Origin of the sequence: Lentilitoribacter sp. Alg239-R112 (genome assembly GCF_900537175.1) — a bacterium.
Classification (GTDB): domain Bacteria; phylum Pseudomonadota; class Alphaproteobacteria; order Rhizobiales; family Rhizobiaceae; genus Lentilitoribacter.
Window position 1 is genome coordinate 956,490 of the sequence record NZ_LS999833.1, and the last position, 24,724, is coordinate 981,213.

The following is a 24,724-nucleotide window of genomic DNA, read 5'->3' on the forward strand; positions in this document are numbered from 1 at the left end:
TAACATTAAGTTACATTAGTTTAAAGATGCAAATTATATGAATGATTAATTGAGCAAAATGACACATCATATTCACCCAAGATCTGCACGAATAGCATTACATCCAACCATTACAGAGGAACAGATTTCTGAAATGGTTGAAACATTTTATGCCCGTGTTCAAAAAGACGATGCTCTTGCACCGATTTTTGCAAATAATATACAAAATACTTGGCCAGTACATCTTGAACGTATGAAGGTGTTCTGGAGATCTGTGTTACTCAAGTCTGGCGAATATAAAGGGCAGCCTGTTCCAATTCACCAAAAGATTGATGGATTGACGGAAGAAAATTTTGAACAATGGCTCATTCTCTTCGCTGACACAGCATATTCGATATTCCACTCGGATGCTGCACCTCTCGTATTTGGTGCAGCAAAAAACATCGCGACCAGCCTTTGGCTTTCACGCAACCAAGACCCATTTGCTCAACCTCCTAAATGGCAACTCAAACCAAATGACAGGATTGAAAAATGAGTATCTTCAAATTATTGCTAGCTGGGTTTTTATTACCCGGAACTCTGGTTCTCAAACGTTTAGGCATCTCGATTGAAGAAGATGGCGGCGTCATGCGTTCCTTCATCAATATGTGTTTTTGGGGTGTAGTATTTCTTTGGATTGCCTTGAAATTCTATGTGGATTAGTGCCCACTCCGGTCATCATGAAATTGCTCTACAATGGTGCGTTTACCTAACATGAAAGCATCTGCAACATGTTTAAGTGGCATAATATCAACGTCTGATTGATTTGAATTTAATAGATCCGAAAGCCGCGCATAAATATTTGGGTATTCAGCTTCCGGCGCTTCAAAATGCAATGCACCATCTATCAGCATCTGACTACCACCCTCAGCAAGATGCATATTGCCAGCATCGGTCTGAACATAAATATCCCATTGTTGGGCACCCTCTTGGCGCCAATCAAATTCAGCCTCTATCTCAAGTCGATTTTCACCAGTAAACGCCATATCTGCAGCAATCGGCGTCTCGCAATTTTGTGGGAATTTTAGCTCTGCTTTCTGAAGATGAAATGGCACATTCATTATGTAGGTTAGAATCGATAATGCATTGATGCCCGGATCAAAAACACCCATTCCTCCAGCCTGCCAAATCCATTTTTGACCAGGATGCCAATGTTTTACATCCTCTTTCCAGATAATTTTCACAGATTTAATTCTCTTATCAGAGAGCCATTGTTTGGCTGTTTCTACAGCTGCTGCATAACGTGAATGCCACGTTGCAAACAATGAAACACCTTGACGATTTGCAAGATCAATTAAACGCTCGACTTCAACAACAGAAATCCCTGGCGGCTTCTCCAACAATACATGCTTCTTGGCGAGTAATGCTTCACAAGCCATATCAAACCGCACCTGAGGCGGCACACAAAGTGATACAGCATCAACGTTAGTATCACTTTCGAGCATGTCAGAAAGTGATATGAAATTCGGAACCCCATCGGCTTTTTGATGACGGCTGACAGCGGCACAAAACTTGAAGTCACCATTTTTCAAGATAGCTGGAATATGCTGATTTCGAGCAATTTCACCCACGCCCACGATCGCAATATTGTAGAGTTTTGCAGCCATATTTAGCTCCTCATATTAAGAGAATTCATTCCTGCGATCTAGCAGTAAAAACAAGTTATCACAAGGCAAAGAACGAGCATATTGGCAAAGCATACTAAACTGATGTAAACCCCTTATCAAACGTGTTTGAGGTTGGGGTTGATGGCCGTTAGTTTAGTTATCGAACAAGTACTTAATGGTCTTCAGTTTGGCATTATGTTGTTTTTAATGTCAGCAGGTCTAACGCTTGTTTTTGGTGTCATGGGTCTCATAAATCTTGCCCATGGATCTCTATATATGATCGGTGCGTTTGCTGCTGCTGCAGTTGCCGGTGCAACAGGTTCATTTTGGTTCGGACTGGCAGCAAGCCTCATGGCCGCTGCAATCGCAGGGGCAATTGTCGAGATCGTTGTCATCCGCCGTCTTTATGATCGAGATCATCTTGATCAAGTCCTAGCGACATTTGCCCTCATCCTGATTTTCTCTGAGGGTACACGCTGGTTGTTTGGCGCGTTCCCGCTTTTTCTCGACATTCCCACCGCTTTATCAGGAAGTATTGAACTACCAATGGGAATTGTTTATTCAAAATATCGATTGGCTATTATCCTTATCGGCATATTGATCGCCATTGGTTTATTTCTACTCATCTCAAAAACACGATTGGGTATTCGCATTCGTGCCGGCCAAGTGGATCGAGAAATGATATCTGCACTTGGTGTCGATATTTCCAAGTTATACACCATCGTCTTTGCTTTGGGTGCAGCACTGGCGGGTTTAGCAGGCGCACTTATTGGCGCCATCCAATCTGTGGAAGTCGGCATGGGAGAACCAGTGCTAATTCTGGCATTTGTCGTAATCGTTATTGGAGGCATAGGCTCAATAAAGGGCGCCTTGGTTGGCGCAATCCTGGTAGGCCTTACTGATACCTTAGGACGTTTTGTTCTGCCGATCATATTCAAAAGTTTTCTTGATCCAGCAGCCGCTATTTCCATCGGTTCCGCACTTGCCTCTATGCTTATTTATATTCTGATGGCGCTGGTTCTGATCTTCAAACCTTCTGGATTATATGGAAGGTCTGTTTAATGAAGGAATTTCATGTCAACCTGGCCTGTATTTTGTTGCTTGTGCTTGTTCCTGTATATGGAACTTTATTCGACGAACCTTATTTCATAACGTTGGCGACCAAAGTTACCATTCTCGCAATGGCAGGGATTGGGTTAAATCTAGCGCTTGGATATGGTGGCTTAGTATCTTTTGGACATGCCGCGTTCTTTGGTATTGGTGGATATGTTGCAGGCATCTTAGCAAGCCATGCCCTCAATTATGAGACCATGTTCAGCTGGCCATTTGAATTTGAAGGCACAACCCAAATGCTTATCATCTGGCCTATTGCAGCAATAGTTTGCGGATTGGTGGCGTGTATTATTGGCTATCTATCGCTGCGGACAAGCGGCGTCTATTTCATCATGATCACTTTAGCCTTTGCGCAAATGATCTACTACTTTGCGATCAGTTGGCCGACTTATGGCGGAGAAGATGGGCTGTCCGTTTATCTTAGAGGAAGTTTCCCCGGGTTAAACACTATGGATGGTTTAAACTTCTTCAGTATTTGTTTTATCTGGCTCATGATGGCCATATATTTCAGTCATCTTGTTACAAATTCGAAGTTTGGACTGGCATTACGAGCCACTAAAGAAAACACTGTTCGCGTCTCTTCTGTCGGCATTAATCCTCAACGTATAAAGCTGATTGCCTTTATTATTTCAGGCGTCATAACCGGCCTTGCCGGTGCACTCTACACCGATCTCAACCGTTTTGTTAGCCCATCTGTGTTGAGTTGGCATACATCCGGCGAGATTATGATCTTTGTAATTTTGGGTGGCGTCGCGCGCCTCTACGGTCCTTTAGTTGGCGCTGCGCTCTTCATCATATTGGAACAAATTTTGGGTGGCCTGACTGAGAATTGGCAGTTTTGGCTCGGAATTCTTTTGCTGATTGTCGTCCTTTATGCACGTGGCGGTATCGTTGGGCTGCTTGCGCGGAGAAGAACTGATGTCTAATCCCGTTATCTCAATCAGAAATCTCACTAAGAAATTTGGAGCCATTATTGCAAGCGACAATCTTAATATCGAACTACGTGAGGGCGAAATTCATGCTCTAATTGGACCGAACGGGGCTGGAAAATCAACTCTGATCGGGCAAATTTGCGGAACACTTAAACCTGATGCTGGAAGCATTCATCTCTGCAATGAAGATGTAAACCAGCTTAAACCTTCAGAGCGAGCGAAAGCTGGGCTTGCGCGAAGTTTTCAGATCTCATCTGCCATCACCAATTTTACTGCACTTGAGAACGTCTTGCTTTCGGTACAGGGAAATGCTGGGGGAACGTTCAGCTTTTTTACACCGTTTATGAAGGATGAAAGTCATGTTGAACTTGCGCGAAGTTATCTCACTGAGCTCGATCTTCTGGACCGACAAAATGTGCAAACCTCAACCCTAAGTCACGGTGAACGCAGACGGTTAGAACTTGCCGTTGCTTTGGCTCTGGAACCAAAAGCATTCTTACTGGATGAACCCATGGCCGGTTTGGGCATTGAGGGTGTGCGGGGCATGATCGCTTTGCTGTCTAAACTGAAGCATAAAGCTCCCATTTTTCTTGTTGAACACGATATGGATGCAGTTTTTGCGCTTGCAGATCGAATTTCGGTGCTTGTTTCTGGCAAAATCATCGCGACCGGAGATAAGGATACCATCCAGAATAATGCTGAGGTTCGCAAAGCTTATTTGGGGGATGATGATCGATGACTCTTCTTCTTGATGTACGAAATCTCCACACTTGGTATGGCGCAAGCCAAGCTCTCTTTGGCGTTAATCTTTCCATCAACGAAGGGCAAGTCGTATCTTTGATGGGCCGAAACGGTATGGGGAAGTCGACCGTTGTTAAATCCATATTTGGAATGATGAAAACCACAAAAGGTAGCATCAAATTTCAAAACCAGGAGCTTTTGGGGCAACCTTCCTACAAGATAGCTCGGTGTGGACTGGGTCTTGTACCTGAAGGACGACGAGCGTTTGGTAATCTCACAGTGTCAGAAAACCTTCATGCCGCATCCACTAACGGGCCTTGGAATGAGAAGTCTATTCATCACTTGTTTCCACGTCTTGGAGAGAGAACCTCTCAACTCTCATCCACACTTTCAGGCGGAGAGCAACAAATGCTGGTGATCGCACGCGCCTTAATGACAAATCCTTATCTTCTAATTCTAGACGAGGCCACCGAAGGTTTAGCTCCAACTATCAGGCAGGAGATTTGGACAGCCATAGGAGAGCTCAAACGTCAAGGCATTTCAATATTGGTCATCGATAAAACATTAAAAGAGCTCATCCGAATTTCTGATCATTGTGTAATCCTCGAACGAGGAGCAAATGTCTGGGCGGGAAACCCGAGCGATATTAATGAAAATATATCAAAACGATATCTCGGTGTTTAACACCGTGCTTTTGTATTGCAGTTAAAACTCAGTTGAACTTTTCTTTGCAATCAAACACAACTTTAAATAGCTATTTTTTTAGATACAATTTTAAGTGTTGTTTACTATTGAAAATTGTTATACTTACTAACGTCAATAATAGTGAAATGAGCACAAGCTCATATGATTGACGTTACAATATGGCTGAGCTGGATGACACAATTGAAGATTTCCTCGGACCTCTGGCTAGAGCTAAATCCGATGTAGAATTGGTCAATGAATTCAGATCTTTGGCACGATTTTATAACTTGAGTCATGTGGCATTGTTTTGTGTTGGAATAACCGGCCGCGCGGATGAGGCGCCTAGTCTTGCAGTGACATATTCCGGCGAGTGGATACAGCACTATGTTGACGAAAATTTCGCGAATATCGATCCTGTGCTCTCTATGGGGTTTAACTCCATGATACCCATAGATTGGAGAGATATTCCGACCTCTGGACGAAAAGTCAAACGTATGTTTGGCGAAGCTAGAGAATTTGGCATCGGTCGGCAAGGCATCACATTTTCTGTTAAAGGTCGCAATGCAGAACGTGCTCTTTTTTCAATAAACAGCGACATGAAAGACTGGGAATGGGACAGCTTTTTGAATGGGTATTTGCGCCTTCTACAGCTTTATAGTTTTGAAGCTTTTGAAACTTACTTACGCATTCGCGGTGTCGAGCGGGAGACTGTTTTGTTAGCCAAACGCGAGATTGAATGTCTGAAATGGGTTTCTGCAGGAAAAACAGCGTCCGAAATCGCCGACATACTAGACCTTTCGGAGCGGACAGTGCGTTTCTATCTGGAAACCGCCAGATACAAGCTAAAGGCGAACACGGTTGCACAAGCCGTAGCGAATGCCATATATACCAATCAGCTTACCCGTAGTTGGTAATCAGAAACAGTAACCCGGTAAATTTACCGTATTCACATCCATGATTTTTCTACAATAATTTGATCAAACGAATTGGAGCGATCATGATTACTATTGTTGAACAATCAAACCTCGATCAATTTCCGCAGCTTGTGGAAGATATGTACAGAACCAGAGCACGCGTCTTTAGCGAACGTCTCGGCTGGGATGTGAATGTTGTAAATGACCTTGAAATCGATCAATTTGACGACGCAAACCCTTTATACCTTATCTCCACAGATGATGACATGAAGCAGTTTTATGGATCCGTTCGCCTCCTGCGAACAACGGGACCAAATATGTTGCGCGATGTGTTCAATTGTCTTCTAGATGACGACGAGGTTATTGAAAGCCCGCTTATTTGGGAAAGTTCACGTTTTTCGATCAACCCGGACGTGATGCAAGAAGGTGAGAATTTCAATAAAAAACTCGTCAATCACATTACATTTGAATTGCTGCTTGGTCTTACCGAGGTTGGTATGAAAGTAGGTATAGATTTTATCGTGTCTGTCTATGATGCGAGAATGGCCAGAATTTTTCGCTCGGCAAAATGCACGTCAACAATCATCGGAACGCCGCAGAAGATCGGAAAGGTCAAGGCCTATGCGGGCTTATTTGAGACCAACCAATCCATGATAGATCAGCTCGCCAAAGCAGGTTCAATTTATCAATCAGTTCTTTCACCAAACACGCGAATAGCAGCATAGAAACAAAGGCGGGATTTCGCATGAAAAATAAATTGCAAAAACCAACAAGTGATATCGCAATGCTAAAGCATTGGCACAATATGGCAGAAACCATACATTCAGATGCAACTGAGCAAAAAGACGAAATGATTTCATTTCTTGCAGCTATGTTATCCGCCCAAATTTACGAACGCCTAGGCGAACAAGAGGCCAGCGCGCTGCTTTCTGCTTCAGGTTAGTTAGTTAGTTAAGGTGTTTCATCCGCCGATAGGAACTCAAATGAAGCACAAGTTCTTCTGATAATTCGATCTCATTAAGACGAAAATACTCTTCCAGAGCATCAACAAGTGCCGGGACATCTTTGTCCCGCATGGCCTGAATAACTTTTACACCCAACTCAGGTGAGCAAGTTACATATTCATCAATCATCAACCACTCCATTTTGCATGGAATATTACTAAGACAGTACGGTAAAATAGAGAAGCAAGTAAAAGCAATCATAGATTGTATTATCTTTACTCCGTTGATATTACTTACTTATTTAATACCTTCGACGTTAGGCCTGATTGAACAAACTCAATGAACTCATTTTCTGCACTCTGGATAACTAACGGCAATATGCAGATAGGCATAATTTCATCGACATAAATTTGAAATTTCGTTAGATAATGGTTCCAAATTATAGCGATCAACGCACCTAACCATTTGAGTGAGATAAATTATGAAACCTCAATCTGAAGCCCTGATTGTCATCGATGTTCAAAATGATTTTTGCCCCGGCGGTGCACTTGCGGTAGATGAGGGTGACAAAATCATCAAAGGCATCAACACTCTAATGCCTGCATACCAAACAATTATTTTAACACAGGATTGGCACCCAACAGGCCATTCGTCATTCGCCTCATCCCACGATGGAAAAGAGCCATTTTCCATGATTGATATGCCTTACGGTCCGCAAGTCTTATGGCCTGATCATTGCGTTCAGGGAAGTAACGGCGCACAATTTCATTCCGACCTCGACGTAGACCAAGCACACATGATTGTACGTAAGGGGTTTCGAAAGCAAATTGACAGCTATTCTGCTTTTTTTGAGAATGATCACGAAACACCTACGGGCCTTGAAGGTTACCTGCGCACACGAGGTGTCGAAATACTGACGATAGTTGGCCTGGCAACAGACTTTTGCGTAAACTATTCGGCAGTTGATGGTGCCAAACTTGGATTTAAAATGAATGTTGACCAATCTTTATGCCGAGGTATTGATTTAGATGGCTCTCTTACCGCAGCTCAAAAGCTGATGCGTGAAAATAATGTCAATTTGATTTGAGGCTGAAGACTCAAATCCCAATTCTTCACCCTCAATTAATCAACTGGACGATTATCCAATCTCAATGATAAACATAAGATAACGAATAAACTTATTTGGAGGAAGCCCTATGAAAACTCGTGCTGCTGTAGCCGTCGCCGCCGGAAAACCGCTTGAGGTTATGGATGTTATGCTTGATGCGCCACGCGCTGGCGAAGTGCTGGTAGAAATCAAAGCGACAGGGCTATGTCACACTGATGAGTTCACACGCTCCGGGGCAGATCCCGAAGGCATCTTTCCTGCAATTTTGGGCCATGAAGGCGCTGGTATTGTTATCGAAGTTGGCGAAGGCGTTACTGGTCTTGAAGTTGGAGATCATGTTATCCCGCTTTATACGCCCGAATGTCGCGAATGCGAATATTGCCTAAATCCAAAAACCAATCTTTGCCAGGCCATCCGCTCCACACAAGGCCAAGGCCTCTTACCTGATGGCTCCACTCGCTTTTCTATGATGGATGGCACACCAATCCACCACTATATGGGCTGCTCAACATTTGCCAACCACACGGTTGTACCTGAAATAGCGCTTGCGAAAGTTCGCAAAGATGCACCATTTGATAAGATTTGCTACATTGGCTGCGGTGTAACAACAGGCATCGGCGCGGTGATCAACACCGCCAAAGTGGAGCTGGGTTCACGAGGCATTGTCTTCGGTTTAGGTGGCATTGGCCTTAATGTTATTCAGGGACTTAAGCTCGCTGGAGCTGATCAGATTGTTGGTGTTGATATCAATGAAGGCAAAGTCGAAATGGCAACACATTTTGGTATGACCGATTTTGTAAACCCATCAAAAATTGAAGGTAATCTGGTTGCTCACCTCGTGGAGCTTACCAAGGGTGGCGCAGATTATACATTTGACGCAACGGGCAACGTGAAGGTCATGCGCGATGCGCTTGAAGCAGCACATAAAGGCTGGGGTGAAAGTATTATCATTGGTGTTGCACCTGCTGGCGCAGAAATATCAACTCGCCCATTCCAGCTTGTAACGGGCCGCAGCTGGCGCGGTACCGCGTTTGGTGGAGCCTCCGGACGTACGGATGTACCAAAAATCGTTGACTGGTATATGGATGGAAAAATTGAAATCGATCCAATGATCACGCACAAATTAACACTAGATGAGATCAATCATGGCTTTGATCTTATGCATGAGGGAAAAAGTATTCGTGCAGTTGTCGAGTTTTGATTTGAGGTAGAAGTGAAAACCGTAACCTGCCCCACAAAATGTGGAGGCAGGCTACAGCTCAATTACGTCCACCTCATACAGATGCTAAATTATCCCTAACGATATTCTGGCTCTTCGCCATCAGGATGCGCCAAGAAGTAATATTCTCGCAACTTCAATTTGGCGGACGCTGCTTGATCTAAAATCACAGTAACCGATGGATGCATTTGTAACGCCGATGCAGGATTATGTGCTCCCATCGGACCTTCGGCCATACCTGCCACAGCATCTGCCTTCTTTTCACCCAACGCCAACAATACGATCGTCTTACTGTCGAAAATAGTCCCAATACCGGTCGTAATCGCATGGTTAGGTGGTGTCTCACCATCCGCGAAAAATTGCTTGTTTGCATCTCGTGTTGACGCAGTCAATGTTTTAACCCTCGTGCGTGAGGCCAGGCTAGAGGTTGGTTCGTTAAAGCCAATATGGCCATTACTACCGATTCCAAGAAGCTGGAGGTCGATAGGCCCTTTTTCTTTAATCAGGGTTTCATAACGGTCTGCCTCGCTATTAGGAACTGGAGCATCTCCTCTTGGCAAGAACGTATTGGCAGGATTGAAATCAGTTTTAGAAAACAGCTCTTGTCTCATAAACTCATGGTATGAACATGGATGTGTCGGCGACAGCCCGACATACTCGTCAAGATTGAAGCTTGTCGCGTTGGCAAAGCTAACCGTACCATTTTTATATTCGTTCGAAAGCTGCTCATATACTGGAGGCATCGTACCACCCGTTGCAAGCCCAAGAACGCTATCTGGCTTTGCCTGAACTTGATCAGTAATCATTCGTGCAGTGCGTTTCACAGCCTCTTCGGGTGTATCAAATATTAAAACTTTCATGTAAAATTCCTATTCGCCTAAAATTTTGTCATTAACTCGCATTTTTATTGCAACTTTCCAATGAAAATTATTTCTCGCGAGGTTTCCATAAACGGTGTCTCATCCCACGCTCCAAAACACTCGACCACATCAAGCCCTGCCTTATTCACTAATTCGATAAGCTCTGGTTTTGGTGAATATTTTATCTGTTCCTCAGCGGATTTAGTCTCACCGGTGCCAGGTAATTTATAACTATTTGAATAGGTCAAAATACCGGATTTCTCATCGTAATTAGATTCATTCCAAGCCTCGACCTCACCAAATTTGCTGTGATTAAATCTACGATATGTTTGATCTTTTGTGCGCTCTTTACTGTGTGGAAAATATGGGTTTCTGCTATCAAACACGAACCTACCTTCAATGGCTAGATGCGCGGAAATCGTATTTAGTACTTCTTGTTGATCTGTCTTTGTTAAAAAGCACTGAAATGCATGCCCACTTAAAACAATAAGATCAAACTTGCGATCCAAACTTACGTTGCGAGCATCACCTTCAACCCACTCGATATCTAACTCATTATATCTCTCTTGTCCGATATCAAGCATCGCACCAGCTGGATCAACCGCGACAACATTAGCGCTCTTGGCAAGTCGTGCAGATAAGACGCCAGTCCCGCAACCTAAATCCAAAATCGTCTTCGAACCCTTAGCTAATCTACAAATCACATCATAATCTTGCCGATTGTGATCATTAACTTCATAAAATTGCGCAAGTTCCGGATCTGAGTAAAGACCTGTAGATGTGACATTGGTCAAAGCGATACCTCCAGACAAACATAATTCTCGCGTATCTATTTACTCGCTTACAATCTCAAATGCCATATTCATATCAAGCTTATTATGTTATTATTTTGTTATACAGTTTGTTTTGAAAGGTGCTCCCCCATATGCCATTTAGTTACTCGGGCTTTGTAGAAAAAATGCGTGTTGCTGCCAGTTCTCAAACGCCAACAATATCAGTTCGCGAAGAACTTGTATCCACATTAGCAAGCGAAGAATTGCAAAAGTCTGGCTTACCTGAGCAACATGAAGATGAAATTCTTCTATTTGAGGACGACACGGTTTCGATATGGTCTTGCCGATTTAATCCGGAATTTGTCATGCCACCACACGAGCACAAGATGGAAGTTCATATTGGTGTTGTATCAGGTCAAGAAAAGAACATCATGTTCGAGCAAAATAATGGCGTACTAAAACACGTCAAAACGGAGATTGTTGGTCCCGGCGAGATCCTGTCAATTGGTGCTGATGCCCTGCATGCAGTGACCGCCATTGGAGATACACATAGCCATGCGCTGCATGTTTATCTTGGTCCTCTAACAAAGGTTAAGCGCGATCTCTATGATTGGATAACTGGCAGCGCTGTTGATTTTACCATGGAAAATTTTGAAGATATGAAACGTTCTCCGAAGGAACTGCCAGCATTTTAGATCGAACATTTTAGGGTTCGGTTATCACCCCACAGGCCTCGTCTGTTGCATATCAGTTCGTTCTGAGAATACCTGCACCCAAGCATCGAGCGCTGTACAATCCCGACGCCAACCGCTTGTGTATCTAAAGTCAAGATATTCAAGAGCGCACGCAATCACAATTTGCTCTAATCTGATTTCACCCTCGGTAATCAAATCAGCCCACGCTTCCAACTGTTCAACGCAACGTCCCATACGGGCTTTAAGTTTCGAAATTCGAGCGACATTCCGTTCATCCTCTGGTAACATCATTTCCATACGATATTGAAGGCAGGCATCTGTCATTCCCAGCGCCAAAGAAATTCGGGTAGCCTGTTGAAAATCTGTTTTGTTAGTTTTATGACCAGTCGAGTTTTCAAAATATTCAAATATGGTTCTACTATCAAAAATGGCCATATCGTCGGCAACCATTGTTGGAATTTGGCGCAGTGGGTTAAATTGATCTATAAACTCTGCACTATAAATATCGATTTGTTCATAGGTAAAATTAGCCCCAAGTACCTCTCCATATATTTTGGTCATACGAGCAAATGGCGACGTCGGCCCACCATATAGCGTTGGTTGAACTTGTTTAGTTTTCATAATTTAGTCTTCTCCAAATTAATTGATTTACGACGTGCTGATAAAGTTGCCCAAAGCGTTGCTCCAACAATAAGTACTGCACCAAATACAAAGCCCAATTGAGGAATTTCGTCAAATACAAAATAGCCAACACTTGTACTTAGAAGCAGGCTTGAATAACTTAACAGAGCTAGAAATCCTGCTTCGCCCCATTTGTGTGCTTTTAAGAAACAGAACTGCGCAGATTGGGCAAATAAGCCTATGGCTAGCAAAATTGGCCAGTCATTTAGTTGCATTGGCACCCATGACCAGAGCGCAAATGGAAGGGTTAATATTGATAAGCCGGCCGTGTAAAATGTCATCATCACAACCGTTGGCGCGCCCGACAATTTACGTGTGACAATGATTGCAGACGTACCAAATATTACGGTCAGGAATAAAGCAGGAAGCCCCCAAGTTAGGACCAGTTCGCCAGGCTCGAGGGCGATGATTACACCAATCAAACCGATGACAGCCGCAATCCATTGTCTTGAGGAAATGGTTTCTCGCAAAATAAATGCAGCCATGACCATTAAAACCAGCGGCCGTGTAAAATTAATGGCGGTAAACAATGCAAATGGTATGCGTGCGATTGCGAAAAAACTGGTCGTCAAAGTTAATGCAGACAGTCCTACTCTCAATGCATGAAGTTGCAGGTGCTGAATGTCCTTAAATGCACTTGGCTGACTTAAAATCCAAGGAACCATCATAAAGAACCCGATAATGGCGCGAAGAAAAACAATCTGCCATGCAGTATATTCAAGCCCCACAGACTTGACGATTGTCAGCGCCCAAATATTGAGACTCATATCAGCAAGCAACCACACGCCACCTAGAAAATTTCTAGGTTTTTCAACCATCATTATAAATCAGGTTGGCCATAATGTTAAAAGCACCAGGCGTTAGCTTTTCCATCTGATGGTGCAAAATTAGCGATGTATGAGTATGACGGCCCTTATTAATTTTGGCGGTCAGCATTGACCCCAAAAGGGCCTGTTCATCGGGATCATGCATTGATAGCAAGGGTGTGTAAGATGCATCCCAGTCCATTGCAAAATACAAGCCGCGTTCTTTGTGCCATCCCTCCCAATCATTACTGGAAATTATATTCGGTAAGTTAAAAATCGAATGTTCTGGCTGCAGAATTTCTACCTCTGCATTCTCATCCGTCACACGCCACCGCAAGGATGGTTGCCCTATTTTAAGGTACTTAGGTGGTACGGCATCCGGGTTCCAGTTATCCCACGGTCGATGATATAACGTCACTAAGTTTCCGCCATTTTCACACCATTTATGAAGACGTGGCATCTGCTCAAGAAGACCATCGCGAAACTTCATTGCAAATATGCCAATAACAATTGAATCATACGTCGCAAGCGTTTGATCACTTTGCAGGTCTGTATCGGTAAGCGATGTTACATTAAGGCCCATCTGCGCCAACCAATAATCTACGCGGTCATTACCTCCCCCGACATAACCAATGCGTGAATTAGATAATTTTGTATCAATCACTAATACTTTAACCTTCGCAGGCTGTGCTAATGCCCTGGGAGCAACATGAGGATAATTAATTTCTGTCACACTTTGCGCAGGAACATCACTCACAGTCAGAGATAATTCATAGAGCCCTACATCTACATTATCTGGTGCAGTTACTTCAAAACCCATATTCGTTGCATTTGCCACCCAACCATCTGGAACAATTAAGTTTGTTCGCTCAGCGTCATTCATAACGCCGTCCACAGCAACATCTATCTGACGTCTGTTTGCGTTCACATTAATAATCTGTGTAACAGGGGTCATGATAGCGGATTTTAACGGAATAACATTTGGTTGAACTTCCAGCTGAACCCGTGAACAAGAAGTAACGCCATAAACCGTCACCTCAACGTTTAAACAAGGGACTGTCGGCGTATCTGGAAGGTAAATAGAGGGATATGGGTCGCTAACATCGGCGCGATCATCTATTGATATTTGCCCATCTATATAACTCCAGTCATCTGGAAGTTCTGGGGTGACAACAACTTGATCTGATCGGCCCTTTCTAACCTCAATTGTCAAGGGCGTTGCTTCACCAGGACGCAACACATCTAAATCTGTTCGACTAATGACCTCCACTCTTGCTGCAACACGAATAAGATTAGAAAGCTGTGTTTCCTTGCGAACCAATTTATGCAGAACATCAGCTTTAGCATTTTCTGGACAGAATTTAATGGCCTCTCGTACACTTTCCAGCGCAGAGTTGGCATGTTTTAAGATCTTCACATTATCGGGAAAAGAAGCCCTAGCCGCATCCATTTGCGCCTGAGCCTTCTTTAAAATCGTTGAAATTTCTGAAACATTAACATCGGCCAAAGTTTTAGCCAGGCCGGATTCGAGCACAACATCAGGGCCATCGAGCCGACTATCCGCTAGATGCAACGGAAAATGGTGCTCCTCTCCCGATGGCACCCACCTTCCCATAGCCTGTGTGCGATGAAATGCGCGCGATTGTTGTCCAATGCGATGGTAACCCCAACCGCTACCCGCCTCAATTCCATCTCCTGAGATCGTTAAAGTCGCAGGCGGTGGTGGCAAGTCATCATCATAAGCCTGCCCTGCTCCCGACCAGGCAGGAAGATACATTTTCTTCACTTGCCAAGGCTCTAAGTCGCATTCATCATAATTTGGGTCAGCTGCTAAATCCATAACCAAATGCGCAGCTTCAGTCATTGCTCTGTGATGGCCATGTTGACCTGGAATATCAAGGAATGTTGGACATATGATATCCGGACGTTCTGTGCGGATAATCTCAACAAACCGTTTCAAGGTGCGCTTCTTATCCCATTTTCCTAACGTCTCGATACCAGATTTGGAAAACCCGAAGTCAAATATACTGTCATCCGGAGTTTGAGAATGCCAATACATACGCAGATTGAGAATGTCACATGCTCGCTCCATTTCAGCTGTACGCAATACTCCCAAAGCTTGGCCCGTTTCCGTTCCAATATCGTTCTGACCACCCTCACCCCTGGTTGAACAAGCATAACTGATGTCAATACCATCGCGGAAAGCCATCGCCGCCAGCATAGCTGATGTCTCATCATCTGGATGCGCACCAGTATTCATAAATGAAACTATGGTTTGTAACGGTGTTAAGGAGCGCCATAGCTGCAACAAATGAGGCGTTTGCTTTTCATTAACAATACGTTCTTGATCCGTGAGAGGCATCTTATCTCCAAATTAAATGGCCAATATCTTGGCCGCTATATTGGTGCTAATGCACCGGGATAAATTGAGGTGTATAGGTTTGATTGAGAACGAGTGCGGCGGCGCCAAGCGTCGCCGTAAGGCGGCTTGATTCCCCTGTTTTCAGTCTTGGTTGCTCTCGCTCTAATCGATTGGATACTGACAGATCCGGCAAAGGTGCATTCGCAACTAGATGATCAAGCACCCCAGATGGCATCGCCCCGCCGACGATAATTGTCTGGGGATCAAACATGTTTTCGATAATTTGTGTTGCATGTCCCAAAGCTTGGCTCGCTGTATCCAGCCATTCAAACAGATAAGGGTCCTTATCGGAAAATAACTCGGTCAAGCGCTCAAAATCGACCGAACCCTGACCATTATTTTGCAAATAACGTTGCACAGAAAGCCGACTTAGAACGCTTTCCAATGATGCATATTCTCCATTGACCAGAACAGATACATGGCCAATTTCACCTGCATTTCCAAATGCGCCAGAAATCAAATGCCCTTGACTTACCAAACCCAGGCCAAGACCTGTACCAAAATAAAGATACGCATAAGTTGATAGACCCTGAGCAACACCTGTTATACGTTCTGCCATCGCAGATGCATTTGCATCATTACTCACCATAATGGGAATCTCCAACGCCTCGTGAAATAGCTTAGCTGGATCAACTTCGCTCCATTCGGGCAAGTCAGAACCCTGCCCGATAAGGCCAGTTGTTCCAAACGGTCCGGGCATCACAATGCCTGCACCAAGTAACTTGTCTTGTGCCGATGGAATAGCTGCAATCATCTCATCCCGCAGAGCAGTAACATGACTTATTACGGCGGCAGGGCGTGCATCTTTGAATGTTATTCTATGTTTGAAAACGGTCTTACCTTGCATATCTAAAAGTGCTGCAAGGATAGCATTTGGGCGGACTTCTATTCCAAACGCATATCCACCGTCTGGATTGACGCCATATTGTAAGGCAGGTAATCCTCGGCCACTGGCTCGTGTTCCCTTTTCATGAAGCAGCCCATCTTCAAGCAACTCAGCGATAATATTGCTAACTGCTTGCGTCGAAAGACTAAGATTGCGAGCGATTTCCGCTCTCCCCATTTCCCCCGCACTATGAATATAGCCCATAACGGCCCGCCGATTACTCGATCTGGAACGCTCTGCATTACTGCCTTTGGGTGATGAAATTATAGCCATGTAAATTAATTAACTCAAGCCAGTTGATAATTCAAGTCGATTGAGTAATGATAGAAGTAAGAAACTGAAAAGATATTCGAAGTCAGCTCAATTTGAATGAGATGACATATAAACTGGGAGAACAATAATGATGAAACGAGTAAGAAATCTAGTTGTGGCCGGCCTAACGTCGTCCATAGCAGTACTAGGAAGTACGAGCGCGCAAGCGGTCGAAATCGAATATTGGCAGTATTTTTTCGATGCGCGTGTGGATGCCATGGAACAACTGATCGATGGGTTTGAAGCTGCTAACCCTGACATAACAGTTAAAATGACCCATTTTCCCTATGCGGATTATCGCACAAAGGTTTCAGCTGCTATTCCTGCAGGTGAAGGACCGGATGTTGTTCAACTATTTTATGGCTGGTTGAATGACTATAGAGCGGCAAACCTCATTCAGCCTTTATCGGAATCAGATTTTCCTGCAGCTAAGATTGATGAAGAATTTTTCCCAATGGTGCAAGCCATGAAGGTTGATGGTCAGTATTTTGCCCTTCCAACAGCTGTTCGTTCGCTTGCGTTGTTTTACAATAAGCGCCTCTTTAAAGAAGCGGGAATTGATGCGCCGCCGGCAAATCTGGACGAGTTGGTTGAAACCGCAAAGAAAATAGCAAAGCGTGATGGTGCAGGAAATCTAACAACTGTTGGATTTACAACTGGTATGAATGCGCAGGATCATCATTGGTGGCGTGAAGTACTTGTTCGCCAGTTTGGTGGCGAGGCTTATAAAGATGATTACAAACAAGTAAATTACAATGATGATGCCGGATTAGCTGCTCTTAACTTCTACACATCATTGGAAAAAGAGCATGGTGTAACTGCATTTGGCTTTATGGATGAGCCACAAGCTGCATTTAAAGCCGGACGTGCAGGTATGCATATCGACGGCTCTTTCCGTATTGGTTCACTTAATAAAATTCGCGGACTAGATTGGGGTGTCGCTGAACTTCCTGCTGGACCAGATGGCACAAAATCCAATTACTCATCTTACTGGGTGAATGCGATTACCACCAAAGCAAAAGATGAAAAGTACGAAGCTTCGGTCAAGTTCATGCAGTATATTACATCAGATGATGCGATGCAGGTTTGGCTTGATGTGGTAGGCGAGTTGCCAGCCAAGCCGAGCGTTGGTTTGACTGACAAGAATGCTAACAATGAAGTCTTTGGACCATTTATCAAAGGTCTTGCATATGCACATACGACAAAGTTTGCGAATGAAAGTTCTCAACGTCAAGTCTTGATGGATATGGTTTCTCGCACAGACATCGAAGGACAAGCTGCAAAAGACAGCCTTGCCCAAGCTGCTGAGCAGGAACAAAAAATACTGACTGAATATTATACAAAATAACTAGTGATGCAGAGGTTTTCTGCATCCAACCTCTTCTCCCTGAGGCGTGTTTCCATAGTGTTTATGGGGCACGTCGCTGGGAAATTATAGATATCTCTAAGAATGTGGGACTATGCTTTTTTATAAAAACCTATCAATCAAACAGAAACAGATAGTCTGGGCATGGACTTTCCTCGCTCTGCCTGTTCTCTTCTACGGAGTGATTAGGTTTTATCCAACCGGAAATGCTATCCTGATTTCTTTCCAAAATTGGAATCTTTTGGGCTCTCGCACTTGGGCTGGATTGGATAATTATATAAAACTTTTCAACGATCCAGTATTTTGGAAGGTTTTTAAAAACACGTTTATCTACCTTCTACTGGGTACTCCTATCTCGCTCATTATTTCTTTTATTGTTGCCTATCATCTTGATAAACTGCGCTTCATGCATGGCTTTCTGCGGATGTTGTATTTTCTTCCGTTTATGACAAGTGCCGTTGCGATGGCATGGGTTTGGCGCTGGTTTTATCAAGATGTACCAATAGGACTGTTTAATAATTTTCTTGCCGGATTTGGTATTCCACAAATTGAATTTTTAAACTCCACCACAAATGCGTTGCCTGCTGTCTTGGCTCCCGCGGTTTGGGCGGGTCTGGGTTTTCAGATCATAATCTTCATGGCTGGAATTCGCGCAATTCCTACCACTTACTATGAGGCCGCGCGTATCGATGGCGTTGGTTGGTGGACTATTTTAACTCAAATTACAATTCCGCTTTTGCGACCAACAATTGTTTTTATCGTCGTGTTTTCATCGATCGGATTTTTGCGCATTTTCGATCACGTATTCAACATGACAACAAACAATCCTGGTGGTCCGCTAAACGCAACAAAACCTCTGGTGCTTATGATTTACGACACAGCTTTTAATGGCTTTGACATGGGGTATGCATCGGCACAAACCGTTGTTCTATTTCTCATATTGCTGGTTGTCAGCCTTATTCAACTCCGCTTATTGAGGAGCAAATAGATGGCTTCTGCTGATACAATTCGCGCATCCAGCGCAACGCTTTTAGATACAAAACCTGCCGGAAAACCTCAGAATATGGGGCAAATCATTCGTTGGCTTTTGCTGTTTGCAGGTGGCATTGTTATGATTATGCCAATTGTCTATATGATCTCTACATCATTGAAATGGCCGCATGAAGTTTATAACATCAACCTCATCCCAGATGAACCAACTTTAGACAATTATAACTATGTGCTGGAAGATGGGCGTTTTTACTGGTGGTTCGTTAATTCTACGATCATTGCTACACTTACAACAATCTCAAATTTGCTCTTTGATAGCCTGGTTGGTTACACATTATGTAAGTTCAAGTTTCCAGGTCGAACACTTGTTTTCATCGCGATCTTATCAACACTTATGATACCGACCGAGATGCTTGTTATTCCGTGGTATTTAATGAGCCAAGAATTTGGTTGGCTCGATAGTTATTGGGGTATCATGTTCCCGGGCCTTATGACTGGTTTTGGAACATTTTTAATGAAGCAGTTTTTTGAATCGGTTCCCGATGATTTCATTGAAGCCGCACGAATTGATGGTCTAAACGAGTTGCAAATTTGGTGGACTGTTGCGATGCCGCTTGTCAAACCAGCCCTAGCCGCACTGGCAATATTTGTTTTCTTAGGCAATTGGACAGCATTCTTGTGGCCGCTTATTGTCACCAATTCACCGGATATGTACACCATCCCCGTTGGCCTATCTGGCTTTGGCGATGAGGTTGATGTTGCATGGGAATTGATTATGACTGGTGCAGCAATCTCAACAATTCCAACCCTCATCGTATTTTTAATTTTCCAACGCTTCATCATTCGCGGCGTTGTTATGGCTGGACTTAAAGGATGATTGATACTTCTAAATTCCCCAATCCTATCTACAAAGAAACGGTGCTTGCGCCTTTGTTTGAGGGTGTCAAAAATCACTATGCTTCGCATATGTCCAAAATCAATAAAGCACATTTGGTCATGCTTGTTGAAACAGGGATTCTGAGCAATGATCAAGGTAAGATAATTGCTGACGCTTTAAGCAAGATTGATAAAGACACTGATATTCCCTCCCTAACCTACACAGGTGAGCACGAGGATTACTTCTTCTTTGTTGAAGCTCGGCTTCGTGATTTACTTGGTGATCTTGGCGGTGCATTACATACCGCTCGTTCTCGAAATGATATGGACCACACGCTGTTTAAAATAGCTCTCAGAACACGCGCAGAAACAATGCTTGTGCAAGTGCTACAACTTACGGATGCATTGATTGAAAAGGCCAGTAAAGAACACAAGACCCCAATCGTTGCCTATACTCACGGGCAACCTGCACAACCTTCGACTTTCGGGCACTATTTAGGTGCTATGATTGAAGTGTTAATTCGAGATGCAACGCGGCTTGAAACGGCAATCAATGACCTTAGCCATTGCCCAATGGGGGCAGCTGCGATTACTACATCAGGTTTTCCAATTGATCGCGAACGCATGGCGGATCTTTTAGGTTTTGATGGTCCATTAGTAAATTCATATGGATGCATTGCAAGCGTTGACTATATCACAGGATTATATTCAGCGATTAAATTGGTTTTCATACATTTAGGTCGCGTCATACAGGATCTTGCTTTTTGGTCGGCGTTTGAAGTCAGTCAATTATATGTGCCAAATGAACTCGTTCAGATTAGCTCGATCATGCCGCAAAAACGTAATCCGGTTCCTATTGAACATATGCGCCATTTAGCATCTGTCACAGTTGGCCGATGTGACACCATTGTCAATACGATGCATAACACCCCTTATACTGATATGAATGATAGTGAAGGTGAGGTTCAGCAGGCAGGATACGTAACATTTGAAAGTGGCAGCCGAGTGTTAGAACTTCTCACAGCTTTCCTTCCTGCATGTTCAATTAATGCAGACGCAGTGCAGCGAAATACCGATGCAGCATGTATTACGATCACAGAGCTTGCCGATACATTGGTGAGAGACGAAAACCTTACATTCCGACAAGCACATGAGATTGCTGCAGCAACAGCCAAGTCCGTTATCGCACAAAACAAACCGCTCCGAGAGGGATATGATGCATTTATCAAAGCCTTTGAAGCGGAAGAAGGTCGGAAAACACATATTTCGGATGATACTTTCCGAAATATCGTATCTGTTGAAAATTTCATTGCAAAGCGAGATCGTACAGGTGGCCCTGCACCGATAGCGCTAAATACAGCACTCAAATCGTATACAAACCAGACTTCACAATTACATATGAAGCAAATTCAAAGACACACGAAGCGCAGCGATGCTCAAGCCCGTCTTGATGTTGCTTTCTCATCCCTGATGGAGCACTAACTTGGCTAATCTTAATTTACAAAACCTCACCAAGGCCTACGGAAAAGTTGAAGTAGTTCACGGCATAAACTTGGAAGTTCACGATGGTGAATTTCTGGTTTTTGTTGGTCCATCTGGTTGTGGTAAATCCACTACACTTCGAATGATCGCCGGGCTTGAAGAAATCACATCAGGCATTATTAATATCGCTGACCGAGAAGTTAACAACTTGGAACCCAAAGAGCGCAATATTGCAATGGTGTTTCAAAACTACGCCATCTATCCGCACATGTCGGTGAAGAAGAATATTGCCTTTGGCTTACGGTCCTCCAAAGCCTCCAAGGCTGAAAAAGAAGCACGTATACTCGAGGTCGCAGGCATCTTGGATATGACAGATCTACTTGAGCGACGCCCCAACGAATTGTCCGGTGGCCAACGCCAGCGTGTCGCTATTGGCCGCGCTATGGTTCGTGACCCAGCGGTATTTTTATTTGATGAGCCTTTGTCAAATTTAGATGCCCAGCTTCGCACCCAAATGCGCTTGGAAATAAAGAAGCTGCATCAACGTGTGAACAGTACGATCATTTTTGTAACCCATGATCAGGTTGAAGCCATGACACTGGCCGACCGAATTGTGATCATGAAAGATGGTCATATTCAACAAGTCGGCACTCCTGAAGAGGTTTACCACAAGCCCGCAAATACGTTTGTTGCTCAATTCATTGGAGCTCCTTCAATGAATATGCTCAAAGGTTCTTACTCAAATAATACCGTGAAGTTAGAGTCTGGTCTTTCTACGCAGCTGAATGGCAGTAGATCTGCTAATGAAGAAATTTTGCTTGGCGTGAGACCTGACGACTTAACTCTTGGCAGTAAAACTCCAATCATCAAAGGTCATGTGACTGTTCGAGAACCTCTTGGGCCGGAAACACTTATTTATGTTGAGACGAAAACTGGTGAAGTTATAGCAAAAGCGGATGGTAAAATGCCACCGGCCATTGGCGAAGAAGTATCTCTTGGTGTTGAACCTGAGAATATGCATCTATTCGATGCAAAGACCGGAGCGGCAATCGTTTGACCCAGCCATCTCAACCATTTTCAGTATTATGCGCAGGCCGTCTTTATTGTGATCTGGTCTTCACAGATGTTCCTAGATTGCCAACAATGGGTACGGAAACCTTTGCCGGCGGGCTTGGGCTGCATACAGGCGGAGGTGCGTTTATTACTGCCGTTACTTTAGCCAAACTTGGGCAGAGGTTATCGTTGCTGTCTACTTTTCCCGCCGCGCCATTTAACAAACTAACAGAAATTGAAATTCTACAAAATGATATCAATATCGACCTGTGCGCCGAGGCGCCTTTGGGTAGTGATCCACAAGTAACAGTAGCTATCGCATCTAAAAATGATCGCGCATTTCTTAGCCGGAAGAGTGGGGCTGCTCTACCTAAAATACATGCAGATAAAATGAATGGTTTTCATCATTTACATATTGGGGAACTCCGCACCCTCAAGGAGCATCCTGAACTCATTGACCTCGCGCGAGATGCAAAGCTTACGATTTCACTCGATTGCGGATGGGATGATGAGCTCATGAATGACGCAAATGGCTTAGCGAAGCTGATTGCCAGCGTTGACATATTCTTGCCGAATGAAATGGAAGCTAACCAGTTAAAGCGACTTGGGATCGCTGAAAACACCGCTCCCCTTACCGTTATAAAATGTGGCTCTGATGGTGCACGCGCGCATACAAAGAACGATTTTTTTTCGGCGGAAACCTGGTCTGTGGATGTAATTGATGCGACAGGTGCAGGCGATGCATTCAATGGCGGCTTCATATATGAATGGCTCAGAAATTCACCTATTGATCAGTGTCTGCGAACAGGAAATGCCTGTGGAACAGCTGCCGTACAAGGTCGCGGCGGTACCGGAGGGCTGAATTCATTGCTAGAGTTAGTGGCAGTTAACTCGCCGAACCTGCAAGCTAGCAATTAGAATAAAAACGTTGAAGTTTTGAGATCATCAAAGCGTTTCTGGGACAAAATCACTGCCACTATCAACCGAATCCGGGCGACCTTCGATTGATAAAGAGCTTATGCGCGGCGGCGTTTGACTAATAACTTTTCCACCTTTGATGACGAACAGTCGGGTCGGTTTTAAACGCAATGCTTCAATTACATCACTAGCTTGCAAAATTACCAGATCTGCATTGCACCCAACATTCAGACCGTATTTCTCCAGTCCCATAGTGCGGGCAGAGTTAAGTGTTATGGCGTCAAAAATCTTTTTCTTATCCTCGATGCTTCCCATTTGGGTAGCATGGATACCCATATGAGCGACCTCGAGCATATCCGCTGATCCCATAGAATACCAAGGGTCCATTGTGCAATCCTGACCGAACGAAACATTTAAACCAGCATCCATTAGTTCGCGCACGCGTGTTAATCCGCGGCGTTTGGGATATGTATCATGACGCCCCTGCAACATCATATTTATAAGCGGATTTGGGATCACATTAATCTTGGCCTCGGCCATGAGTGGAATGAGTTTTGAGACGTAATAATTATCCATTGAATGCATAGATGTAAGGTGCGAACCAGCTACCTGCCCTTCTAAACCAAAACGTATTGTTTGCGCTGCAAGAGTTTCTATATGGCGTGACATTGGGTCATCTGTTTCATCGCAATGGATATCCACACATAGTCCTCGGTCGGCAGCAATTCGACACAGCGCTTCCAAAGATGCGCGACCATCCTCCATGGTGCGTTCAAAATGCGGAATACCACCGACAATTTCAATACCCATATCAAGCGCTCGGTTGAGTGCAGCTACACCGTCAGGTGCACGAAGATATCCATCCTGAGGGAACGCCACCAATTGCAGATCAATATAAGGAGCAACTTTTTCCCGAACTTCCAACATCGCCTCTGCCGTTACCAGCCGTGGATCAGATGTATCGACGTGACTTCGAATAAACAGCAGACCCTGGCTGACGGCTAAATCGCAATAACGCAAAGCACGATCGACCAGCTCTTCCTTTGTAACAATCGGTCTTAACTCACCCCAAAGGGTAATTCCCTCCAATAAAGTACCCGACACGTTCATCCGCGGTTTTCCGAGGGATAAAGTAGCATCCATGTGAAAATGTGGATCACAAAATGCTGGGCTTAAAAGACGACCACTAGCGTCAATCTCATTGCCGCTCTCACCCTCTAATCGTTTTTCAATCGCAGTGATCTTGCCCGATGAAATCCCAACATCAAAACCACTTTGACCAGAGGTAAGGTTTGCATTGCGGATAATAAGATCAAACATAGTC

Annotated in this window: 27 protein-coding genes; 18 read left to right on the forward strand and 9 right to left on the reverse strand. The window is 44.1% G+C overall.

What is annotated here, in order from left to right:
* Nucleotides 1–58: 58 nt before the first annotated feature.
* On the forward strand, nt 59–514 hold the full coding sequence (locus tag G3W54_RS05100; protein WP_162653570.1) for a group III truncated hemoglobin: 456 nt from the start codon (nt 59–61) through the stop codon (nt 512–514).
* Nucleotides 511–681: a hypothetical protein gene (locus G3W54_RS19145; RefSeq protein WP_174244213.1), complete on the forward strand. Its 171-nt coding sequence runs from the start codon at nt 511–513 to the stop codon at nt 679–681. The genes G3W54_RS05100 and G3W54_RS19145 overlap by 4 nt, the downstream gene beginning before the upstream one ends.
* Here G3W54_RS19145 and G3W54_RS05105 read toward each other — a convergent pair.
* Complete coding sequence (locus G3W54_RS05105) at nt 678–1,625, reverse strand: Gfo/Idh/MocA family oxidoreductase (protein ID WP_162652032.1); 948 nt, start codon at nt 1,623–1,625, stop codon at nt 678–680. The two genes, G3W54_RS19145 and G3W54_RS05105, sit on opposite strands and share 4 nt — an antisense overlap.
* 141 nt (nt 1,626–1,766) lie before the next feature.
* On the opposite strand from G3W54_RS05105, the gene G3W54_RS05110 reads away from it, so the two are divergent.
* The 7 genes from G3W54_RS05110 to G3W54_RS05140 all read left to right on the forward strand — a co-directional run bounded on the left by G3W54_RS05110 (nt 1,767) and on the right by G3W54_RS05140 (nt 6,952).
* Nucleotides 1,767–2,687, forward strand: coding sequence for a branched-chain amino acid ABC transporter permease (locus G3W54_RS05110; protein WP_162652033.1), 921 nt, complete (start codon nt 1,767–1,769; stop codon nt 2,685–2,687).
* Nucleotides 2,687–3,664, forward strand: coding sequence for a branched-chain amino acid ABC transporter permease (locus tag G3W54_RS05115; RefSeq protein ID WP_162652034.1), 978 nt, complete (start codon nt 2,687–2,689; stop codon nt 3,662–3,664). Before G3W54_RS05110 ends, G3W54_RS05115 begins: the two co-directional genes overlap by 1 nt.
* The gene (locus tag G3W54_RS05120) at nt 3,657–4,409 is read left to right on the forward strand and encodes an ABC transporter ATP-binding protein (protein ID WP_162652035.1); all 753 of its coding nucleotides are present in this window, start codon (nt 3,657–3,659) and stop codon (nt 4,407–4,409) included. The genes G3W54_RS05115 and G3W54_RS05120 overlap by 8 nt, the downstream gene beginning before the upstream one ends.
* On the forward strand, nt 4,406–5,095 hold the full coding sequence (locus G3W54_RS05125; protein WP_162652036.1) for an ABC transporter ATP-binding protein: 690 nt from the start codon (nt 4,406–4,408) through the stop codon (nt 5,093–5,095). The genes G3W54_RS05120 and G3W54_RS05125 overlap by 4 nt, the downstream gene beginning before the upstream one ends.
* 179 nt (nt 5,096–5,274) lie before the next feature.
* Nucleotides 5,275–6,009, forward strand: a complete 735-nt coding sequence (locus G3W54_RS19350) for a LuxR family transcriptional regulator (RefSeq protein ID WP_162652037.1) — start codon at nt 5,275–5,277, stop codon at nt 6,007–6,009.
* An 83-nt stretch (nt 6,010–6,092) separates the two neighbouring features.
* A complete protein-coding gene (locus tag G3W54_RS05135) occupies nt 6,093–6,734 on the forward strand; it encodes an acyl-homoserine-lactone synthase (RefSeq protein WP_162652038.1) in 642 nt (213 codons plus the stop codon).
* 20 nt (nt 6,735–6,754) lie between these two features.
* Nucleotides 6,755–6,952, forward strand: a complete 198-nt coding sequence (locus G3W54_RS05140) for a hypothetical protein (protein WP_162652039.1) — start codon at nt 6,755–6,757, stop codon at nt 6,950–6,952.
* Nucleotides 6,953–6,956: 4 nt separating this feature from the next.
* On the opposite strand, the gene G3W54_RS05145 is transcribed toward G3W54_RS05140, so the two are convergent.
* Nucleotides 6,957–7,142 carry a hypothetical protein gene (locus G3W54_RS05145; RefSeq protein WP_162652040.1) on the reverse strand — a complete coding sequence of 62 codons (186 nt, stop codon included), beginning with the start codon at nt 7,140–7,142 and terminating at the stop codon, nt 6,957–6,959.
* A 292-nt stretch (nt 7,143–7,434) separates the two neighbouring features.
* Between G3W54_RS05145 and pncA the strand changes: the two genes are divergently transcribed.
* Both pncA and G3W54_RS05155 read left to right on the forward strand, forming a co-directional pair.
* Nucleotides 7,435–8,040, forward strand: coding sequence for a bifunctional nicotinamidase/pyrazinamidase (gene pncA, locus G3W54_RS05150; RefSeq protein WP_162652041.1), 606 nt, complete (start codon nt 7,435–7,437; stop codon nt 8,038–8,040).
* A gap of 109 nt (nt 8,041–8,149) precedes the next feature.
* Entirely contained in the window at nt 8,150–9,262 is a 1,113-nt protein-coding gene (locus G3W54_RS05155) for an S-(hydroxymethyl)glutathione dehydrogenase/class III alcohol dehydrogenase (protein ID WP_162652042.1), read from the forward strand.
* A gap of 95 nt (nt 9,263–9,357) precedes the next feature.
* On the opposite strand, the gene nagB is transcribed toward G3W54_RS05155, so the two are convergent.
* Nucleotides 9,358–10,140 (reverse strand): glucosamine-6-phosphate deaminase, encoded by a 783-nt coding sequence (gene nagB / locus G3W54_RS05160; RefSeq protein WP_162652043.1) that lies wholly within the window; start codon nt 10,138–10,140, stop codon nt 9,358–9,360.
* A 44-nt stretch (nt 10,141–10,184) separates the two neighbouring features.
* Entirely contained in the window at nt 10,185–10,934 is a 750-nt protein-coding gene (locus G3W54_RS05165) for a class I SAM-dependent methyltransferase (RefSeq protein ID WP_162652044.1), read from the reverse strand.
* Between the two features lie 131 nt (nt 10,935–11,065).
* On the opposite strand from G3W54_RS05165, the gene G3W54_RS05170 reads away from it, so the two are divergent.
* Nucleotides 11,066–11,608, forward strand: a complete 543-nt coding sequence (locus G3W54_RS05170) for a hypothetical protein (RefSeq protein WP_162652045.1) — start codon at nt 11,066–11,068, stop codon at nt 11,606–11,608.
* Nucleotides 11,609–11,632: 24 nt separating this feature from the next.
* Here G3W54_RS05170 and G3W54_RS05175 read toward each other — a convergent pair whose 3' ends face one another.
* The 4 genes from G3W54_RS05175 to G3W54_RS05190 are packed head-to-tail and all read right to left on the reverse strand — an operon-like array spanning nt 11,633 to nt 16,676.
* Nucleotides 11,633–12,229, reverse strand: coding sequence for a glutathione S-transferase family protein (locus G3W54_RS05175; RefSeq protein WP_162652046.1), 597 nt, complete (start codon nt 12,227–12,229; stop codon nt 11,633–11,635).
* Complete coding sequence (locus tag G3W54_RS05180) at nt 12,226–13,056, reverse strand: DMT family transporter (RefSeq protein ID WP_244627838.1); 831 nt, start codon at nt 13,054–13,056, stop codon at nt 12,226–12,228. The genes G3W54_RS05175 and G3W54_RS05180 overlap by 4 nt, the downstream gene beginning before the upstream one ends.
* 43 nt (nt 13,057–13,099) lie before the next feature.
* Complete coding sequence (locus G3W54_RS05185) at nt 13,100–15,457, reverse strand: PIG-L family deacetylase (RefSeq protein ID WP_162652048.1); 2,358 nt, start codon at nt 15,455–15,457, stop codon at nt 13,100–13,102.
* Between the two features lie 46 nt (nt 15,458–15,503).
* Nucleotides 15,504–16,676 carry an ROK family transcriptional regulator gene (locus tag G3W54_RS05190; RefSeq protein ID WP_162652049.1) on the reverse strand — a complete coding sequence of 391 codons (1,173 nt, stop codon included), beginning with the start codon at nt 16,674–16,676 and terminating at the stop codon, nt 15,504–15,506.
* Between the two features lie 130 nt (nt 16,677–16,806).
* On the opposite strand from G3W54_RS05190, the gene G3W54_RS05195 reads away from it, so the two are divergent.
* The 6 genes from G3W54_RS05195 (at nt 16,807) to G3W54_RS05220 (ending at nt 23,400) form a co-directional block, all read left to right on the forward strand.
* Nucleotides 16,807–18,063, forward strand: a complete 1,257-nt coding sequence (locus G3W54_RS05195) for an extracellular solute-binding protein (protein ID WP_162653571.1) — start codon at nt 16,807–16,809, stop codon at nt 18,061–18,063.
* Nucleotides 18,064–18,175: 112 nt separating this feature from the next.
* Nucleotides 18,176–19,069 (forward strand): sugar ABC transporter permease, encoded by an 894-nt coding sequence (locus G3W54_RS05200; protein WP_162652050.1) that lies wholly within the window; start codon nt 18,176–18,178, stop codon nt 19,067–19,069.
* 75 nt (nt 19,070–19,144) lie between these two features.
* The gene (locus tag G3W54_RS05205; protein WP_244627902.1) at nt 19,145–19,948 is read left to right on the forward strand and encodes a carbohydrate ABC transporter permease; all 804 of its coding nucleotides are present in this window, start codon (nt 19,145–19,147) and stop codon (nt 19,946–19,948) included.
* Nucleotides 19,945–21,429, forward strand: a complete 1,485-nt coding sequence (gene argH, locus G3W54_RS05210) for an argininosuccinate lyase (protein WP_162652052.1) — start codon at nt 19,945–19,947, stop codon at nt 21,427–21,429. The genes G3W54_RS05205 and argH overlap by 4 nt, the downstream gene beginning before the upstream one ends.
* A 1-nt stretch (nt 21,430) precedes the next feature.
* Nucleotides 21,431–22,486 carry a sn-glycerol-3-phosphate ABC transporter ATP-binding protein UgpC gene (gene ugpC / locus G3W54_RS05215; protein WP_162652053.1) on the forward strand — a complete coding sequence of 352 codons (1,056 nt, stop codon included), beginning with the start codon at nt 21,431–21,433 and terminating at the stop codon, nt 22,484–22,486.
* Complete coding sequence (locus G3W54_RS05220) at nt 22,483–23,400, forward strand: PfkB family carbohydrate kinase (RefSeq protein ID WP_162652054.1); 918 nt, start codon at nt 22,483–22,485, stop codon at nt 23,398–23,400. Before ugpC ends, G3W54_RS05220 begins: the two co-directional genes overlap by 4 nt.
* 27 nt (nt 23,401–23,427) lie before the next feature.
* On the opposite strand, the gene G3W54_RS05225 is transcribed toward G3W54_RS05220, so the two are convergent.
* On the reverse strand, nt 23,428–24,720 hold the full coding sequence (locus G3W54_RS05225; RefSeq protein WP_162652055.1) for an amidohydrolase family protein: 1,293 nt from the start codon (nt 24,718–24,720) through the stop codon (nt 23,428–23,430).
* Between the last annotated feature and the right edge of the window lie 4 nt (nt 24,721–24,724).

Coding starts and splice junctions, on each gene's coding strand:
- G3W54_RS05120 (WP_162652035.1), top strand. CDS start 3,657: ATGTCTAATCCCGTTATCTCAATCAGAAATCTCACTAAGAAATTTGGA.
- argH (WP_162652052.1), top strand. CDS start 19,945: ATGATTGATACTTCTAAATTCCCCAATCCTATCTACAAAGAAACGGTG.
- G3W54_RS05145 (WP_162652040.1), bottom strand. CDS start 7,142: ATGATTGATGAATATGTAACTTGCTCACCTGAGTTGGGTGTAAAAGTT.
- G3W54_RS05135 (WP_162652038.1), top strand. CDS start 6,093: ATGATTACTATTGTTGAACAATCAAACCTCGATCAATTTCCGCAGCTT.
- G3W54_RS05110 (WP_162652033.1), top strand. CDS start 1,767: ATGGCCGTTAGTTTAGTTATCGAACAAGTACTTAATGGTCTTCAGTTT.
- G3W54_RS05140 (WP_162652039.1), top strand. CDS start 6,755: ATGAAAAATAAATTGCAAAAACCAACAAGTGATATCGCAATGCTAAAG.
- G3W54_RS19350 (WP_162652037.1), top strand. CDS start 5,275: ATGGCTGAGCTGGATGACACAATTGAAGATTTCCTCGGACCTCTGGCT.
- nagB (WP_162652043.1), bottom strand. CDS start 10,140: ATGAAAGTTTTAATATTTGATACACCCGAAGAGGCTGTGAAACGCACT.
- G3W54_RS05205 (WP_244627902.1), top strand. CDS start 19,145: ATGGGGCAAATCATTCGTTGGCTTTTGCTGTTTGCAGGTGGCATTGTT.
- G3W54_RS05105 (WP_162652032.1), bottom strand. CDS start 1,625: ATGGCTGCAAAACTCTACAATATTGCGATCGTGGGCGTGGGTGAAATT.
- G3W54_RS05175 (WP_162652046.1), bottom strand. CDS start 12,229: ATGAAAACTAAACAAGTTCAACCAACGCTATATGGTGGGCCGACGTCG.
- G3W54_RS05225 (WP_162652055.1), bottom strand. CDS start 24,720: ATGTTTGATCTTATTATCCGCAATGCAAACCTTACCTCTGGTCAAAGT.
- G3W54_RS05180 (WP_244627838.1), bottom strand. CDS start 13,056: ATGAGTCTCAATATTTGGGCGCTGACAATCGTCAAGTCTGTGGGGCTT.
- G3W54_RS05125 (WP_162652036.1), top strand. CDS start 4,406: ATGACTCTTCTTCTTGATGTACGAAATCTCCACACTTGGTATGGCGCA.
- G3W54_RS05200 (WP_162652050.1), top strand. CDS start 18,176: ATGCTTTTTTATAAAAACCTATCAATCAAACAGAAACAGATAGTCTGG.
- G3W54_RS19145 (WP_174244213.1), top strand. CDS start 511: ATGAGTATCTTCAAATTATTGCTAGCTGGGTTTTTATTACCCGGAACT.
- G3W54_RS05195 (WP_162653571.1), top strand. CDS start 16,807: ATGAAACGAGTAAGAAATCTAGTTGTGGCCGGCCTAACGTCGTCCATA.
- G3W54_RS05170 (WP_162652045.1), top strand. CDS start 11,066: ATGCCATTTAGTTACTCGGGCTTTGTAGAAAAAATGCGTGTTGCTGCC.
- pncA (WP_162652041.1), top strand. CDS start 7,435: ATGAAACCTCAATCTGAAGCCCTGATTGTCATCGATGTTCAAAATGAT.
- G3W54_RS05190 (WP_162652049.1), bottom strand. CDS start 16,676: ATGGCTATAATTTCATCACCCAAAGGCAGTAATGCAGAGCGTTCCAGA.
- G3W54_RS05155 (WP_162652042.1), top strand. CDS start 8,150: ATGAAAACTCGTGCTGCTGTAGCCGTCGCCGCCGGAAAACCGCTTGAG.
- G3W54_RS05115 (WP_162652034.1), top strand. CDS start 2,687: ATGAAGGAATTTCATGTCAACCTGGCCTGTATTTTGTTGCTTGTGCTT.
- G3W54_RS05185 (WP_162652048.1), bottom strand. CDS start 15,457: ATGCCTCTCACGGATCAAGAACGTATTGTTAATGAAAAGCAAACGCCT.
- G3W54_RS05100 (WP_162653570.1), top strand. CDS start 59: ATGACACATCATATTCACCCAAGATCTGCACGAATAGCATTACATCCA.